This window comes from Streptomyces sp. H27-D2 (genome assembly GCF_035828615.1).
In the GTDB taxonomy this organism is placed as follows: Bacteria; Actinomycetota; Actinomycetes; order Streptomycetales; family Streptomycetaceae; genus Streptomyces.
Genome location: NZ_JAYMZR010000021.1, coordinates 12623 through 27757, shown reverse-complemented (window position 1 = coordinate 27757; position 15135 = coordinate 12623). Strand labels below are relative to the sequence as shown.

The 15135-nt window shown below is 72.3% G+C and carries 11 protein-coding genes and 3 pseudogenes; 5 read left to right on the top strand and 9 right to left on the bottom strand.

Features of this window, described 5'->3' with window-relative positions; genetic code table 11:
* Window positions 1-262: 262 nt before the first annotated feature.
* Window positions 263-988, top strand: a complete 726-nt coding sequence (locus QMK28_RS11220; RefSeq protein ID WP_326436932.1) for a M23 family metallopeptidase — start codon at window positions 263-265, stop codon at window positions 986-988.
* A gap of 139 nt (window positions 989-1127) precedes the next feature.
* Here QMK28_RS11220 and QMK28_RS11215 read toward each other — a convergent pair.
* Window positions 1128-1544 (bottom strand): annotated as a pseudogene (locus QMK28_RS11215) (TetR family transcriptional regulator); the annotation flags it as partial.
* On the opposite strand from QMK28_RS11215, the pseudogene QMK28_RS11210 reads away from it, so the two are divergent.
* Window positions 1545-2444, top strand: a pseudogene (locus QMK28_RS11210) (MFS transporter); the annotation flags it as partial. It abuts the pseudogene before it with no gap.
* Window positions 2445-2564: 120 nt separating this feature from the next.
* Here the strand turns inward: QMK28_RS11210 and cseC are convergent.
* The 5 genes from cseC to QMK28_RS11185 form a co-directional block, all read right to left on the bottom strand.
* Entirely contained in the window at window positions 2565-3878 is a 1314-nt protein-coding gene (gene cseC / locus QMK28_RS11205; RefSeq protein WP_326436931.1) for a two-component system sensor histidine kinase CseC, read from the bottom strand.
* Between the two features lie 37 nt (window positions 3879-3915).
* Window positions 3916-4632, bottom strand: a complete 717-nt coding sequence (gene cseB, locus QMK28_RS11200; protein ID WP_326436930.1) for a two-component system response regulator CseB — start codon at window positions 4630-4632, stop codon at window positions 3916-3918.
* Window positions 4633-4641: 9 nt separating this feature from the next.
* Complete coding sequence (locus QMK28_RS11195) at window positions 4642-5370, bottom strand: hypothetical protein (protein ID WP_443050661.1); 729 nt, start codon at window positions 5368-5370, stop codon at window positions 4642-4644.
* Window positions 5358-5912 carry a SigE family RNA polymerase sigma factor gene (locus QMK28_RS11190; RefSeq protein ID WP_326436928.1) on the bottom strand — a complete coding sequence of 185 codons (555 nt, stop codon included), beginning with the start codon at window positions 5910-5912 and terminating at the stop codon, window positions 5358-5360. Before QMK28_RS11190 ends, QMK28_RS11195 begins: the two co-directional genes overlap by 13 nt.
* Window positions 5913-6202: 290 nt before the next feature.
* Complete coding sequence (locus QMK28_RS11185; protein WP_326436927.1) at window positions 6203-7135, bottom strand: A/G-specific adenine glycosylase; 933 nt, start codon at window positions 7133-7135, stop codon at window positions 6203-6205.
* A gap of 224 nt (window positions 7136-7359) precedes the next feature.
* Here QMK28_RS11185 and QMK28_RS11180 point away from each other — a divergent pair, with 224 nt between their 5' ends.
* Window positions 7360-8202, top strand: a complete 843-nt coding sequence (locus QMK28_RS11180) for a hypothetical protein (protein WP_326436926.1) — start codon at window positions 7360-7362, stop codon at window positions 8200-8202.
* A gap of 160 nt (window positions 8203-8362) precedes the next feature.
* Here QMK28_RS11180 and disA read toward each other — a convergent pair whose 3' ends face one another.
* Both disA and radA read right to left on the bottom strand, forming a co-directional pair.
* The gene (gene disA / locus QMK28_RS11175) at window positions 8363-9487 is read right to left on the bottom strand and encodes a DNA integrity scanning diadenylate cyclase DisA (RefSeq protein WP_326436925.1); all 1125 of its coding nucleotides are present in this window, start codon (window positions 9485-9487) and stop codon (window positions 8363-8365) included.
* Between the two features lie 107 nt (window positions 9488-9594).
* Window positions 9595-11019, bottom strand: coding sequence for a DNA repair protein RadA (gene radA / locus QMK28_RS11170; RefSeq protein WP_326436924.1), 1425 nt, complete (start codon window positions 11017-11019; stop codon window positions 9595-9597).
* 314 nt (window positions 11020-11333) lie between these two features.
* Between radA and QMK28_RS11165 the strand changes: the two are divergent.
* A pseudogene (locus QMK28_RS11165) lies at window positions 11334-13119 on the top strand (BACON domain-containing protein).
* A gap of 102 nt (window positions 13120-13221) precedes the next feature.
* On the opposite strand, the gene QMK28_RS11160 reads toward QMK28_RS11165, so the two are convergent.
* A complete protein-coding gene (locus QMK28_RS11160) occupies window positions 13222-14043 on the bottom strand; it encodes a hypothetical protein (RefSeq protein WP_443050672.1) in 822 nt (273 codons plus the stop codon).
* Window positions 14044-14184: 141 nt separating this feature from the next.
* Between QMK28_RS11160 and QMK28_RS11155 the strand changes: the two genes are divergently transcribed.
* Window positions 14185-15117 (top strand): Ppx/GppA phosphatase family protein, encoded by a 933-nt coding sequence (locus tag QMK28_RS11155; RefSeq protein WP_326436922.1) that lies wholly within the window; start codon window positions 14185-14187, stop codon window positions 15115-15117.
* Window positions 15118-15135: the final 18 nt, after the last annotated feature.

Below are 15135 nucleotides of genomic sequence, written 5' to 3'. Positions count from 1 at the left end.
CGGGCGGTTTTCGGTGGAGAGGTTTGGCGGAGAGACGTGCAGGTGGGATGGGGTGTAAAGGGGCGTTTTCGTGCCTCTTGAAGCGGGATGATTCGGTCATTCGGGCGGGTCTCCGTGGTTTGTGGAGAGGGGGATTTCCCGGGCATTCGCTACGGCTTCGCCTAGTAATAGCCCCTCTTGTACCCATTCCTGTGGCGGGTTACCAAGGGATAGCCAGATCGGTCCGGAGCCGGGCCGCTTTCTTTCCTGGAGGTATTACCGAATGACGCAGCACACCACCACGTTCCGCGGCGCGAGCAAGTCCACTCGGCGCAGCATGCGCACCCGCGCCGCCATCGTGGCCGCAGGTATGGGGGCTTCTGTCGCGCTGGGTGCCGGGGTGGCGCTCGCTGCGGACACCTCTACGAGCACGAGCAGCGACGCCCTCTCCGCCGCTTCGGCCCACTCGCTGTCGGGCGCGCTGCGGGACCAGGCCGGTGACCAGCAGAAGGCCGCCGACGCCAAGGTGAAGGCCGCCGCCGACGCCAAGGAGCGTGCGGTCAAGAAGGCCGCCTCGGACCGTTCGAAGCGGGCCGAGCTGGTGAAGTCCTGGGTGAAGCCGGTCAACAAGTACAGCCTCGGCTCGACCTTCGGCATCGGGGGCAGCCACTGGTCGCACAAGCACAGCGGGCAGGACTTCGTCGTGCCTGAGGGCACCTCGGTCAAGGCCGCGCACGGCGGCACCGTCGTGGACGCCGGCTGGGGCGGGGCGTACGGCAACAACATCGTGATCAAGCACGACGGTCACACGTTCACCCAGTACGGCCACCTGTCGAAGCTCGACGTGAAGGTCGGCCAGAAGGTCGCGACCGGCCAGGACATCGCGAAGTCCGGCAGCACCGGCAACTCGACCGGGCCGCACCTGCACTTCGAGACCCGTAAGACCGCCGTGTACGGCTCCGGCGTCGAGCCGGTCAAGTTCATGAAGGCCCACGGCGTCGGCGTCTGAGACGACCGGGACCACTGAGACGACCGGCACCGCTGAGACGGCCGAGATGGCTGAGACGTCTTAGGCGTCTGAGGCCGGACGATCCGGGGCTCGGGAAATCCGGGGCTCGGATGTCCGGTGGACCGGGGAAGGAGCCGGGCTACGGCCGGGTTCCCGGGGCCGGCTCCGGGGAGTGCGCAGTCCCCACCAGTTCCATGGCGACCTCCAGGACAGCCTTGCGCTTGTCCTCGGGGTCGCCTTTCATGTCGCGGAGCGCGAAGAGCCCCGCGTGCATCGTGAAGAGGGCGCTGGCGCAGCGGACCTGGTCGACCAGGGGCGCGTCGGGCTCTCTGACCAGGTCGAGCATCGAGAACATCCGCTCCTTGACGCGATTGCCGATGCTCAGGTCGCGCACGGTCGCCTGGTTCTCCTGCATGAAGCGGAACAGCGGGGCGGCGTCATCGAGCGCGGCGCTGTAGCGGCGCAGGAGTTCCTGCTTGGTCTCCAGGGTGCGGGGCTGGCCCTGGGCCCATTCGATCAGCTCCTCGATGGGCCGGTCCAGGTCCTCGAAGATACTGTGGGCCTGCTCGCGCTGTCCGCCGTCACCACCCTCGCCTTCCTCCAGGTCGAGCGGAAGGTCGCCGAGCCGGTGCTGCCGCTGGGCATCTTCCGCGACCGGAACTTCTCGCTCATCACCGTCATCGGCTTCCTCGTCGGCTTTGTGATGTTCGGCGCGATGATCTTCCTGCCGCTCTTCCAGCAGAGCGTCCAGGGCGCCTCGGCGACCAACTCCGGGCTGCTGCTGCTCCCGATGCTGCTCTCGATGATGGCCGTCTCCCTGGTCGTGGGCCGGTTCACCACCAGGACCGGCAAGTACAAGGTGTTCGTCATCATCGGCACCGCCCTCAGCACGGTCGGGCTGACCCTGCTGACCCAGATGGACACCGGCACCACCCGCTTCACCTCGGGCGTCTACATGGCCGTGCTCGGCGCGGGCATGGGCTTCCTGATGCAGCTCACGATCCTGATCGCGCAGAACAGCGTCCAACCGAAGGACATGGGCGTCGCCTCCTCGACCACCACCCTCTTCCGCACCCTGGGCAGCTCCTTCGGCGTCGCGATCATGGGCGCGATGTTCACCACCCGGGTGCAGGAGGTCATGACGGAGCGCGGCGGCGCGGCGGCCTCCGGCGCGACGGCGGGTTCGGCGCAGCTCGACGCGGCGTCACTGAAGAAGCTGCCGGTCGCGGTGCGTGACGTGTATGAACACGCGGTCGCCAGCGGTACGCACCAGGGGTTCGTCCTGGCGGCGGCGGTCAGCGTGCTGGGCTTCGCAGCGGCGTGGTTCATCAAGGAGGTTCCGCTGCGGGGGGTGGCCGAGAAGCCGGGCGGCCCCGATGCGGGCGCGGTGGCTGATGCCGGTCTTGAAGCGGCAGGGGTGGCCGACGGCCGGAAGACGGTCGGCGAGCGCGTCTGAATCAGATGCCCGGTGGGCGGCTGTCCTCAATCGCCGGACGGGCTAAATTTAGCCTGTTGGGGGCACCTCCCGGACGGAGTCTGGGGGAGCTTGAGGACAGCTTGGGCCGTCACAGCACTCCTAGTCCCGGTGGTGCTCCGGCGGTGCGATGACCGGATAGCTCCCCGTATCTGTAGGGGCCGACTCCGGGAGCCACAGGACGGCGATCGCCCCCGTACCGTCATCCTGCTCGGGAGCGACGTTGCGGAAGGTGAGCCGCGCGCCCAGCACCCGTGCCTGGCCCGCCGCGATGGTCAGGCCCAGGCCGTGGCCCCGGCCGGCCCGGTCGCTGCTGCCCGTACGGAAGCGGCTGGGTCCCTCGCGCAGCAGCGCCTCGGGGAAGCCGGGGCCGTGGTCGCGCACCCGGATCACCCGGTTCTCGACGGTGACCTCGACCGGCGCGCTGCCGTGCCGGGCGGCGTTGGCCAGCAGGTTGCCGAGGATGCGTTCGAGGCGGCGCGGGTCGGTGTGCACATACGCGCCCCGCAGGACCTGGATGCTCGCGTGCGAGTCCAGCAGCTTCACCCGGCGGGACACGAACTCGCCGAGCGCGACCTCCTGGAGCTCGGCGCGCTCCGCGTAGCCGTCCAGCCGGGCGACTTCGAGGACGTCCTCGACGAGGGTGCGCAGCGCCTGCGCCCGGTCCCGTACGAGCTCCGTGGGGCGGCCCGGCGGCAGCAGCTCCGCCGCCGTGAGCAGCCCGGTCACCGGCGTGCGCAGCTCGTGCGCGATGTCGGCGGTCACCCGGCGCTCGGCCTCCAGGCGCAGTTGCAGCGCGTCGGCCATCGCGTCGATGGCGCGGGCCAGCTCGTCCGTCTCGTCGCGTATCCGGCCGCCCACCGCTTCCCGTACGCGGACCCCGGTATCGCCCTCGGCGAGCTTCCCGGCCGCGGCGGCGGCCTTGCGCAGCCGTCGTGAGAGCTGTCCGCCGATGAGCACGCCGAGCGCGCAGCCGCCGACGACCACCGCGATCGAGTCGACGACCAGGGACCGGTCGAGGCCGGCGAGCACGGCGAAGCGGTCGGAGAAGGTGGTGTGCAGCGACAGCACCTTGCCGTCGTGCAGCGGGACCGAGGCCCAGACCTCCGGCTCGCCCTTGCCGGACTTCGGCTCCTGGAGGTAGGTGGCGCGCAGCCCGTTGTCGGAGGCGTCCTTGAGCTGCTTGGGCAGTGCCGGGTCGTCGAGTTTCGCGTCGAACTGGAGCCGTCCGGTGGAGTCGTAGAACCGCTTCGCGAACTGCACGCGTTCGTCCTGCACGTCCCGGCTGTTGTCCAGCATCGACAGGCGTGCGGCGTTGTGCACGACCAGGGTCAGCGCGATCGCCACCAGCGCGCCGACCAGCGCGATGGCGGCGCTGAGCTTCCAGCGCAGACCGGTGCGGAGCGCGAGCCTCATCGGGTGCCGACCAGCGGGGGCCGCGCGGACGCCACCGTCAGCCCCTCAACTTGTAGCCGAAGCCGCGGACCGTGTCGATCCTGTCCGTGCCGATCTTGCCGCGCAGCCGCTGCACATGGACGTCCACGACGCGGGTGTCACCGCCCCAGCCGTAGTCCCAGACCCGCTCCAGCAGCCGGTCCCGTGAGAGCACCGTGCCGGGCGCGGCGGAGAATTCCAGCAGCAGCCGCATCTCGGTCGGGGTCAGCGCCACGGGCACGCCGCCTTTGCGGACCTCCATGCCGTCCGTGTCGACCTCCAGGTCGCCGAAGCGCAGCAGGCCGCCGAAGTCGTCGGCCTCGGCGCCGGCCGCCGGGGAGTCGCGGTTGCCGTTGGGGCCGCTCGCGTGCCCGAAGCGGCGCAGCACGGCCCGGATGCGGGCCACCAGCACCGCGCCGTCGAAGGGCTTGGTCACATAGTCGTCGGCGCCGGCCTCCAGGCCGAGCACGACGTCGATCGAGTCGGCGCGGGCCGACAGCATGATCACCGGGACGGTGGACTCGTCGCGGATGCGGCGGCACAGGCTCACCCCGTCCAGCCCCGGCACCATCACGTCGAGCAGCGCGATGTCGGGCTGGTCGGCGCGGAACGCCTCCAGGCCCGCGAGGCCGTCCGGCACCGCGGTCACCACGAAGCCGTCGCGCTCCAGCGCGAGCTGCGTCGCCTCGCGGATGACGTCGTCGTCCTCGACGAAGAGCACGTGGGTCTCGGCCATCTGGTTGTCTCAGTCCTCCGTGCTGTCGGTGCTGTCGGTGTCGCCGTTGTCCTCGACGGTCCCGTTGTCCCCGTCGGACGGCAGGCTGCCGTCCCCGGACTTGCTGTAGTCGGTGTGGGTGCGGCTCTGCTCGGCGAAGGCGTGGTCCGCCCACCGGTACAGGATCACGTCCTCGCCGGACGGGCAGCACACGGGGTCGCCCTCGCCGTACACCTGCTGGGTGACGAGCAGCTCGCCCCGGTTGATCTCCGCGTAGACCGGCGCCTGCTCGGAGGTGAAGACGTTCCGGTAGCGACCGGCCTGCCTGCGGTACGCGTAGGAGCCGGCCCCGATGTCATCGGCGCAGGTCAGGACGTTGACCACGAGGTCGTCCGCGGTGCCGCCGGTCAGGTCGCCGTAGCTCACGTCGACCGGGTAGTCCTCGCCCTGGCACGGCTTGGCCAGCGCCCGCTTGATGTGCGCGCTGACCTTCGGGTCCGCCTTGAGCAGCGCGACCGCGTCGACTTCGGCGGCCGACGGGGAGCCGCTGGGCGACGGCGTGGCCGCGGACTCCGGCGTGGGCGTCGCCCGTTTCACCGACTCGGACTTCGCCGGGCCCTCCTTGCGCAGCCCTTGGCCGCCGGTGTCGCAGGCGGTCATGGACAGCAGCAAACCGACCGCCGCGAGACCCGCGACGGCCGTACTGCCTCTGCTGATTCCGCTGCCTCTCGGCAACCCGGTCCTGGTCAGGCCGCGCACCGCTCCCGCTCCGTACGTTCCAGCATCCGGGCGTCGAGATCGCGGCTCAACAGCTCCTCGCGCAGCCGGGACAGCGCCCGGTGCAGGGTGCTCTTGACGGTGCCGGTGGACATGCCCAGCGCCGTGGCGGTCTCTTCCGTACTCATCTGCTCCCAGTGTCGCAGCACGACGACGCTGCGCTGCTTGGGCGCGAGCACCGAAAGTATGTCGATGAGCAGCGCGCGGTCGGCGCGCTGCTCGGTGCCGTCGTCGATGCTCGCGTCCGGGAGCTGCTCGGTCGGCACCTCGTCGAGCTTGCGGGCGCGCCACCACTCCGTACGGGTGTTGATCATGACCCGGCGCAGGTAGGCGTCCGCGAGGGACTTGTCGGCTATCCCGTCCCAGCGGCCGTAGGTGCGGACCAGCGCGGTCTGCAGCAGATCCTGGGCGTCGACCGGATCGGGCACGAGGCGGCGGGCGCTGCGCAGCAGCGCGTCCTGGCGTGCCCGCACATAGTCCTCGAACTTCAGCACTTCGCCCGCTGCGCACCCGCTGGTAGCCATCTCGAAATCTCCGTTTCCCGTACGTTCCCCACGTTGCGCCGGTGGTCATCCCGGCACGTTGAGAACGTTAAGGAGGAGGTGTTGCGACACTGTGCGCAGCGGACGCACAGCGGATGCACGGGTATCCGTAGATTGTGTAACAGCCCCTCGGGGGTCATCCCTTGGGCGGATGGGGAGGGGCTGCGGGTCATACTCGCGGCGGACAAAGAGTCAGCCTGGCGGCGTTCGAGGACGCCGTCCACCGGCCGGCGCCGGCTGGCACCGGCCGGCACCGGTCCGCCGTCGCCGCGCTAGCCGCCCGGCAACCGGTACACCCCGTCCGCGAGCGGTTCGACGAGCCCGTCGGCCACCAGCCCGTCCAGCGCGCGTGCACGCTGCACCGGCTCGTCCCACACCGCGTCGAGCGCGACCTGTCCTACGGGCGTCAGCGCGTCGCGCAGTACGGCGAGGAGTTTGCCGCGGACCTGGCGGTCGGTGCCCGCGTAGGTCTGGCCGCGGCGCGGCGGCCCGGCGTGCGCGGGGGAGCCGGCCAGCCGCCAGCCGCACTGGCCCGCGATCGGGCAGTGCGCGCAGTCGGGCGCGCGGGCCGTGCAGACCAGCGCGCCGAGCTCCATCGTGGCCGCCGCCCAGCGGGCCGCGGTCGGCTCGTCGTCGGGCAGCAGTTCGCGGGCGGTACGGCGCTCGGCGGCGGTGGTGGCGGTCGGCGGGTACTGGACGCCGGTGACCGCGCGGGCGAAGACCCGGCGCACATTGGTGTCGAGCACCGGGTGGCGCTGTCCGTAGGCGAACGAGGCGACGGCCGCCGCGGTGTACTCGCCGACGCCGGGCAGGGCGAGCAACTGGTGGTGGTCGCGGGGCACCTCGCCGCCGTGCCGTTCCTGTATCGCCGCCGCCGCGCCGTGCAGCCGCAGCGCCCGGCGCGGATAGCCGAGCCGGCCCCAGGCGCGGACCGCTTCGCCGGGCGGCTCGGCGGCCAGGTCGGCGGGGCGCGGCCAGCGGGCCAGCCACTGTTCGTAGATGGGCAGTACCCGGCTGACCGGGGTCTGCTGGAGCATGAACTCGCTGACCATCACACCCCAGGGGCCCGCTTCGGGGCGGCGCCAGGGGAGGTCGCGGGCGTGTGTCTCGAACCAGGCGTTGACGGGAGTGTGCAGGGCGCTGGGGGAGGCGGCGGCGGCAGGTGCGGTGGGGGCAGCCGGAGCGCTGGGTGTGGTCGCAGTCATGGCACCCCCGATCCTGACATGGATGGGGACGCCGTGACGGGACTCGGCGACGGTACGGCGACGGTACAAAGGGTCACGCGTCCGCCACACGGGGCGACCGGGGGGACCGTATTCGGCGAAAGTGAGGCTCCGCGGGGTGCTTCCGGACCGATGATGAGAAAAGTAGGTGCTTCGTACGGCGGGTACTGGCCGGTCCCGGCGCGGATCTCTCGTACAGTTTCCGCGTGGGATCTCTGCGCAATCCGATCGGGCCGCTTCCCTCCTCCATCTACTGGCGACGGAGGGCGGTTGCGCTGTCCCTGTTCACACTGCTCGCGCTGCTGATCCTCTGGGCGGTCACCATGGGCGGCGGTGGCGGCGGCGACGGCAAGGGCCACGACGGCAAGGGCCCCGCCCCTTCCATCACCCCCGGTCCGTCCTCGTCCGGCCCCGCCATCAGTGAACGGCCCGGCGGGCGCGACGACTCGGGCGGCGGCGACGGCACCGGCGGCGACGGCGGCGCTTCCGGCAGCGGTGCGGGAAGCGGGTCCGGAGGCGGCTCCGGGGGTGCCGGCGACGGTGGTTCTGGCGGCGGCAGTGGCTCCGGTGGTTCCGGCGGCGGCTCAGGCGGCTCCGGCGGCTCCGGTGGCGGCAACGGGGATACCGTTCCGGCCGGTTCGAGCCTGCCCGACTGTGCGTCAGGCGATGTGCGGCTGAAGCTGCGCAGCGTCGAGAACTCCTACGAGCCCGGCCAGAAGCCGAAGTTCGAGCTGACGGTGAAGAACTCCGGCCCGTCCGCCTGCAAGGTGGACTTCGGGCGGACCGCGGCCGTGCTCACCATCACGAACACCAAGGACGACGACAAGATCTGGGCGTCCGACGACTGCCCGGCGAACAAGCGCGCGGCCCTGCGGCAGGTGTCCGCCAAGAGCGAGTCCACGCAGACGGTCGAGTGGGACCGCAGGCCGAGCGCGGCGGACTGCGCGACGCCGTCCGGCGGTTCGGCGAAGGCGGGTACGTACCTGGTCGAGGTGAAGATCGCCGGTCTGGCCACGGCCCAGGTGTCCTTCGTCCTCACCAAGGACTGACGCAGGACTGACGCGGGACCGCCCAAGGACCGCCCAAGGACCGCCCAAGGACTGGCGACACCGGCGCGTCCCGCCCCCACCAGCGCATACGCCCGCGGCCCGGCTCAGGACTCCTGAGCCGGGCCGCGGGCGTATGCGCGTAACGCCGCGCCGCCGGTCCTCAGACGTACCGTTCGAGGATCGAGGACTCGGCGAGCCGGGACAGTCCCTCCCGTACGGACCGGGCCCGCGCCTCGCCGACGCCGTCGACCGTCTGGAGGTCGTCGACGCTCGCCGCGAGCAGCTTCTGCAGGCCGCCGAAGTGCTCGACCAGCCGTTCGATGACGGTGTTGGGCAGCCGCGGCACCTTCGCCAGCAGGCGGTAGCCGCGCGGGGAGACCGCGGAGTCCAGCGTCTCCGGAGAGCCGCTGTAGCCCAGGGCCCGTGCGACGTTGGGGAGTTCGAGCAGTTCGGCGTGGGTCAGCGCGCCCAGTTGGGCGAGGGCTTCCGGGACGGTGCGGGTGCGCTTGGCCGTCGGCTCGGGGACGTAGTCGCGGACGACCAACTCGCGCTCCGGCTCGACGCCCGCGATCAACTCGTCCAGCTGGAGCGAGAGAAGACGGCCGTCGGTGCCCAGCTCGACGACGTATTCGGCGATTTCGGTGGCGATGCGGCGCACCATTTCGAGCCGCTGGGAGACCGCGGTGACATCGCGGACCGTGACCAGGTCCTCGATCTCCAGGGCGGACAGGGTGCCCGCGACCTCGTCGAGCCGGAGCTTGTAGCGCTCCAGGGTCGCGAGGGCCTGGTTGGCACGGGAGAGGATCGCGGCCGAGTCCTCCAGGACCCGGCGCTGACCGTCCACGTACAGCGCGATCAGCCGCATCGACTGGCTGACGGACACGATGGGGTAGCCGACCTGACGGCTCACCCGGTCCGCGGTTCGGTGCCGGGTACCGGTCTCCTCGGTGTGGATGTTCGAGTCGGGGACCAGCTGGACGCCGGCCCGCAGAATTTTGGTCATGTCCTTGTCGAGGATCAGCGCGCCGTCCAGCTTGCACAGTTCGCGCAGCCGGGTGGCGGTGAACTCCACATCGAGGATGAAGCCGCCGGTGCACAGCGACTCGACGATCCTGTCCATGCCCAGGACGATGAGCCCGCCGGTGTTGCCGCGGAGGATGCGCTCCAGGCCGTCACGCAATGCCGTACCGGGCGCGACCGCGCTCAGTGAGGCACGCATCAGGGCATCGGTACCGGAGCTACCGCCGGACTTGCCGGGGGCTGCTGCCCGGTCGTTGGCTGCCACTGCACTCCTCCGGTCGCAAAGTCTGTACGGGTCGCGGGTCTGAACGATCCCGCAGTCGCCCTGTCGTGCTTGTTCGTGCGTACGTACAGGCGAGACCAGGGCAAAGTCTACCGGCGCTGTCCCCCTTCGGGTGGGGCCTCCCGGCCGACCCGCTTGGGAAGCACCCGCAAAGCGTCTCCCATGTCGGCCACCTCCAGCACCTTCATGCCCGCCGGCACCCGCCCGGGGTCGGGGGGAACCAGGGCGTGCGTGAAACCGAGCCGGGCCGCTTCGGCCAGCCGCCGCTGCACTCCCGTAACCCGTCTGACCTCGCCCGCGAGGCCCACTTCGCCGATCGCCACCAGATTGTTGGGCAGCGGAGTGTCGCTCGCCGCGCTGGCCAGCGCGAGCGCGATGGCCAGGTCGGCGGCGGGCTCGGTGAGCCGCACCCCGCCGACCGTGGCGGTGTAGATGTCCCGTTTGCCGATCGCGCTGATCCGGCCGCGCTGCTCCAGCACCGCCAGCATCATCGAGACCCGCGAGGTCTCCAGCCCCGAGGTGGTGCGCCGGGGGGAGGGGATCTGCGAGTCGACGGTCAGCCCCTGGATCTCGGCGACCAGCGGGCGGCGGCCCTCCAGGGTCACCGTCAGACAGGTGCCCGGGACAGGCTGCTCGCGGCGGGTCAGGAAGAGGCCGGACGGGTCGGTGAGGCCGGTGATGCCCTCGTCGTGCAGCTCGAAGCAGCCGACCTCGTCGGTCGCCCCGTAGCGGTTCTTCACGCCGCGCACCAGCCGCAGCCGGGCGTGCCGGTCGCCCTCGAAGTGCAGCACGACGTCGACCAGGTGTTCCAGCAGCCGGGGGCCCGCGATGGCGCCCTCCTTGGTGACGTGGCCGACCAGGATGGTGGACATCCCGCGGTCCTTCGAGGCCCGGATCAGCGCGCTCGCGACCTCTCTGACCTGCGCCATGCCGCCCGGCGCGCCCTCGATCTCGGGCGAGGCGACGGTCTGCACGGAGTCCACGATCACCAGCGAGGGCTTGACGGCGTCCAGATGGGCCAGGACGGCCGACAGGTCCGTCTCGGCGGCCAGGTAGAGATGGTCGCTGAGCGCCCCGATCCGGTCCGCGCGCAGCCGCACCTGCCCGGCCGACTCCTCGCCGGTGACGTAGAGGGTGCGGAACTCGTCGCTGGAGGCCTTCGCCGCGACGTCCAGCAGCAGCGTGGACTTGCCGACGCCCGGCTCGCCCGCCAGCAGTATCACGGCGCCGGGGATCAGCCCGCCGCCGAGCACCCGGTCCAGCTCGGCCACGCCCGAACTGCGCGCGGTGGCCTGCCTGCTGTCCACCTGCGCGATCGGGATCGCGGCCGTGGTGACCCGGCCGGCCGCGGTCGTCCGCAGCCCGCCGCCCGCCGCCGCGCCGACCTCCTCGACCGTCCCCCACGCCTGGCACTCGGGGCAGCGGCCGAGCCACTTGACCGTCGTCCAACCGCACTCGGTGCAGCGGTAGGAGGGACGGTCCTTGGCGGATGAACGCGAGGTACGGGCAGCCATTCGCTCACCGTACGGGTGTGGTCCGACATCGCCCGACCATCGCCGGTCCCGGCGGACGGCGGGCGGGTGGCCGGGCGGGGCCGGGAGGAGGGTCGGACGGCGGGCCGACGGGGGCGGACGGAGGACCGGACGAGGGGCGGGACGAGGGGCAGGGCGAGGGGCAGGGCGAGGGGCAGGGCGAGGGCGGGAGCGGGCCCAGGAGCCACGGAACGTGAGGTTCCTGTCCTCTTTTGAGGGAGATCGTCACCCGTACGGGTTAATGCAGCCGAAGAGGCGGGGAAAGGCCGTCATCATCCGCTTACCGTCGCCAAGTAATGAGCAGCAGGCCCGAACACCCCACGCACACCACCGGCGCGCACCGCGCGGCCCCCGTCGCGCCCGGTCCGGGTCCGGCGGTTCTGCCATGGCCGCGCCCGCAGCAGCCCCCGGCGCACTACGAACCGCATCTGGACGGGCTGTTCACCTACTGCCTCTCCGTGCTCTGCGAGCACGACGCCGCGACCGGCGCCCTCGGCGAGGTGCTCGCCCTCGCCGAGCGGCAGCACGGCCGCCGCCCCGCCGACGCCGGGCTGCGCCGGCCCTGGCTGTACGCGCTGGCCCGCTGGGTCTGCCTGCGCCGCCTCGCCGAGCAGCGGTGCGACCGGAACCCCCTCCCGGACCGCTTCCCGGCCCCATCCACGGCCCCGGCGTCCACGGACACGCTGCCCGACGCCGTCCTCGCGCAGCGCCGCGCCGAACTCGCCCTGCTCGCCTGGCCGGAGGCGGCCGGCACCACCCCCGAGCAGCGCGAAGCCCTCGAACTGGCCGTCCGCCACCAGCTGCCGCCGCACGAAGTCGCCACCGTCCTCGGCATGCCGCCCGACGGGGCCAGGCTGCTGCTGTCGGGTGCGGCCTGCGAGGTCGAGCGGACCCGCGCCGCGCTCGCCGTCGTCGACCGGGGCAGCTGCCCCTTCGTCGCCCGGCTGGCCGGCGACAGTCAGGTGCTGCTGGGCACAGCGCTGTGCCGCGAGCTCGTCGCGCATGTGGACGACTGCCGGGACTGCCGCCGCACGGCCGAGCGCGCCATGGCGGGCAGCCCCTGGCCGGGCGCCGCCACGACCGCGTGCGCGCTGCCCGTACTGGTCGCCCCCCGCGCCGCCGCGCACGCCGCGATGCTGCAACTGCTGCGCGGCGGCGGCGGCGGTCGTACGGGCCGCGCCGCCCGTACGGGGCGTACGGGCGCCCCGGGGCGTACGGCCGCCGCCGCGCCGCGATTCGACCGCAGCGGCTTCCCGCTGGACCCCAAGGACCACGCGGCCCGCCGTCGGCGGCTGCGCAGCCGCGCGCTGACGACGACCGTGGTCGCTACGGTCCTGGCCGCGCCGGTACGCGGCGTCGGTGACGGCCGAGGCCGACGACGGCCCCGGCGGCCGTTCCTACGATCCGTACCGGAGCGCGGGCGACGGCGGGACGACCTCCGGCTCCCGCTTCGCGCCGGGGAGCCGGACGCCGGACGTATCGGTCGAGGTGATCGGCGCGGACGGGCGGCCCCGGCCGGCCCCCGGCGGCGGGCGGAGCGGGCAGGGCGGCGCGGAGTGGCTCGGCTCCGGCGGCAGTGGCGGCAGCGGAGCCGGTGGTGAGCACGGGCAGCGGGAAGCTCCGGGCGGCCGTCCTGGCACGGGCCATCCGGGGCAGGGCTCCGGACAACACGGCCCGGGGTCCGGCAGCCCCGACCCCGCTCAGCACGGCCCGGGGCGGCTCACGGTCGACGCGCAGCCGAGCGGCGACGCGACGGTCATCACACTGACCGCGTCGGGCGGCTCACCCGTCGAGTGGTCGGCGACCGCGGAGGCGGCCTGGCTCCAGCTGAGCCTGACCTCGGGGGTGCTCAACCCCGGAGAGAGCGTGTCGATCACGGTCGTGGTGGATCACGAACGGGAGCCCGAGGGCCACTGGGCGGCGCGGATCACGATCGGCCCGTCCGGCACGGTCGTCTCGATGGAGGGCGAGGGCCCGGCGCCGACGCCCACACCGACCCCCACAGACCCGACTCCGACCCCGACGCCGACCCCGACCGGGCCGGAGCCGACACCGTCGGCCACCGGTAGCCCGTCGGGCTGAGGGCGGGGGCGGGCACCCAGCAGAACCAGCAGGATCGGCCGTTCCGGACCAGGCCGTTCCGGACCAAGCCGCTCCGAAATCGGCCGCTCCGAATCAAGCCGATCAGCTGACCCCAGGATCCGCCGGATGCGGCGCCATCGGGAGCAGCGAAGCCAGCCGCTGCTCGCACAGCTCGACCAGCCGCTCGTACCCGGGCACGCCCATCAGCTCCTTGAGCTCCGGCCCGTACGAGACGTACACCGGGTCGCCCGCGCCGTGCGCGGAGGTCGCCGAGGTGCACCACCAGTGCAGGTCGGCGCCGCCCGGGCCCCAGCCGCGCCGGTCGTACTCGCCGATCGAGACGACCAGCACCTGGGTGTCGTCGGGCCGGTCCACCCAGTCGTAGGTGCGGCGGACCGGAAGCTGCCAGCAGACGTCCGGCTTGGTCTCCAGCGGCTCGCGTTTCTCGCCGAGCGCCAGGATGTGCAGGGAGCAGCCCGCGCCGCCCTTGAAGCCCGGCCGGTTCTGGAAGATGCACGAGCCGTCGTAGCGGCGGGTCTGGCGCTCGCCGTCGTCGTCCACCTGCACCCAGCCGGTCGTGGTGCCCACGTCGTGGAACTGCCAGATGTCCGGGGTGAGCCGGGCCATGCTCGCGGCGACGCGCTTCTCGTCGTCCTCGTCCGAGAAGTGCGCGCCCAGCGTGCAGCAGCCGTCGTCGGCCCGGCCCACCTGGATGCCCTGGCAGCCGCTGCCGAAGATGCAGCTCCAGCGGGAGGTGAGCCAGGTCAGGTCGCAGCGGAAGAGCTGGTCCTCGTCGGCGGGGTCCGGGAACTCGACCCACGCACGGGCGAAGTCCAGCCCGACCTCGTCGGCCGAGCGGTCGGGGGACTGGCGCATCGGGGGCAGCGATTCCCGCGATTCCCGCGGTTTCTGCGGGGTGTCCAGGGCCTGCGCGTTTTTGGGGGACTTTGGTGCTTTGTCCTGCTTCGCCTTTTTGGTCTTTGCCACACCCCCAGCGTATGCGCGACGAGGCGCGGGGGCGGCCGGGGACGGGCCGCCGCGCGGGCCGCAGTAGCGTTGCGGCCCATGAGACTCGGTGTCCTCGATGTGGGTTCGAATACGGTGCATCTGCTGGTGGTGGACGCGCACCCCGGTGCGCGCCCGCTGCCCGCCTACTCCCACAAGGCTGAACTGCGGCTGGCCGAGCTGCTCGACGAGGACGGGGCGATCAGCGACGAAGGCATGGACCGGCTCGTCGGCACCGTCCGCGAGGCACTCCAGGCCGCCGAGGACAAGGGTGTCGAGGATCTCCTCCCGTTCGCCACCTCCGCGGTCCGCGAGGCGAGCAACGCGGACCGGGTGCTGGCCCGGGTCGAGACCGAGACCGGCGTAAAGCTGATCGTGCTGACCGGCGAGGAGGAGGCGCGGCTCACCTTCCTGGCCGCCCGGCGCTGGTTCGGCTGGTCGGCGGGCAGGCTGCTGGTCCTCGACATCGGCGGCGGCTCGCTGGAGGTGGCGTACGGGCTCGACGAGAAGCCGGACGCGGCGGTCTCGCTGCCGCTCGGCGCGGGCCGGCTCGCCTCGTCCTGGCTGCCCGGCGACCCGCCGAGCGCGGAGGAGGTACGGGCGCTGCGGCGGCACGTACGGGCCGAAATCGCCCGTACGGTCAGCGAGTTCAGCCGCTTGGGCCGCCCGGACCACGTCGTCGGCACCTCCAAGACCTTCAAGCAGCTGGCGCGGATCGCGGGCGCGGCCCGCTCCACCGAGGGGATATACATCCGGCGCTCGCTCAGCCGGGCCTCGCTGGAGGAGTGGGTGCCGCGGCTGGCCGGGATGACGGCCGAGGAGTGCGCCGGGCTGCCGGGCGTCTCGGAGGGCCGGGCGCACCAATTGCTCGCGGGGGCGCTGGTGGCCGAGGCCGCGATGGACCTCTTCGGGGTGGCGGAGCTGGAGATCTGCCCGTGGGCGCTGCGCGAGGGCGTCATCCTGCGTCGGCTGGACCACTTGCCGTCGTCTTGACCGACCGCCGTACGCTGT

Coding starts and splice junctions, on each gene's coding strand:
- radA (WP_326436924.1), bottom strand. CDS start 11,019: ATGGCTGCCCGTACCTCGCGTTCATCCGCCAAGGACCGTCCCTCCTAC.
- QMK28_RS11220 (WP_326436932.1), top strand. CDS start 263: ATGACGCAGCACACCACCACGTTCCGCGGCGCGAGCAAGTCCACTCGG.
- QMK28_RS11190 (WP_326436928.1), bottom strand. CDS start 5,912: ATGGCTACCAGCGGGTGCGCAGCGGGCGAAGTGCTGAAGTTCGAGGAC.
- QMK28_RS11155 (WP_326436922.1), top strand. CDS start 14,185: ATGAGACTCGGTGTCCTCGATGTGGGTTCGAATACGGTGCATCTGCTG.
- cseB (WP_326436930.1), bottom strand. CDS start 4,632: ATGGCCGAGACCCACGTGCTCTTCGTCGAGGACGACGACGTCATCCGC.
- cseC (WP_326436931.1), bottom strand. CDS start 3,878: ATGAGGCTCGCGCTCCGCACCGGTCTGCGCTGGAAGCTCAGCGCCGCC.
- QMK28_RS11185 (WP_326436927.1), bottom strand. CDS start 7,135: ATGACTGCGACCACACCCAGCGCTCCGGCTGCCCCCACCGCACCTGCC.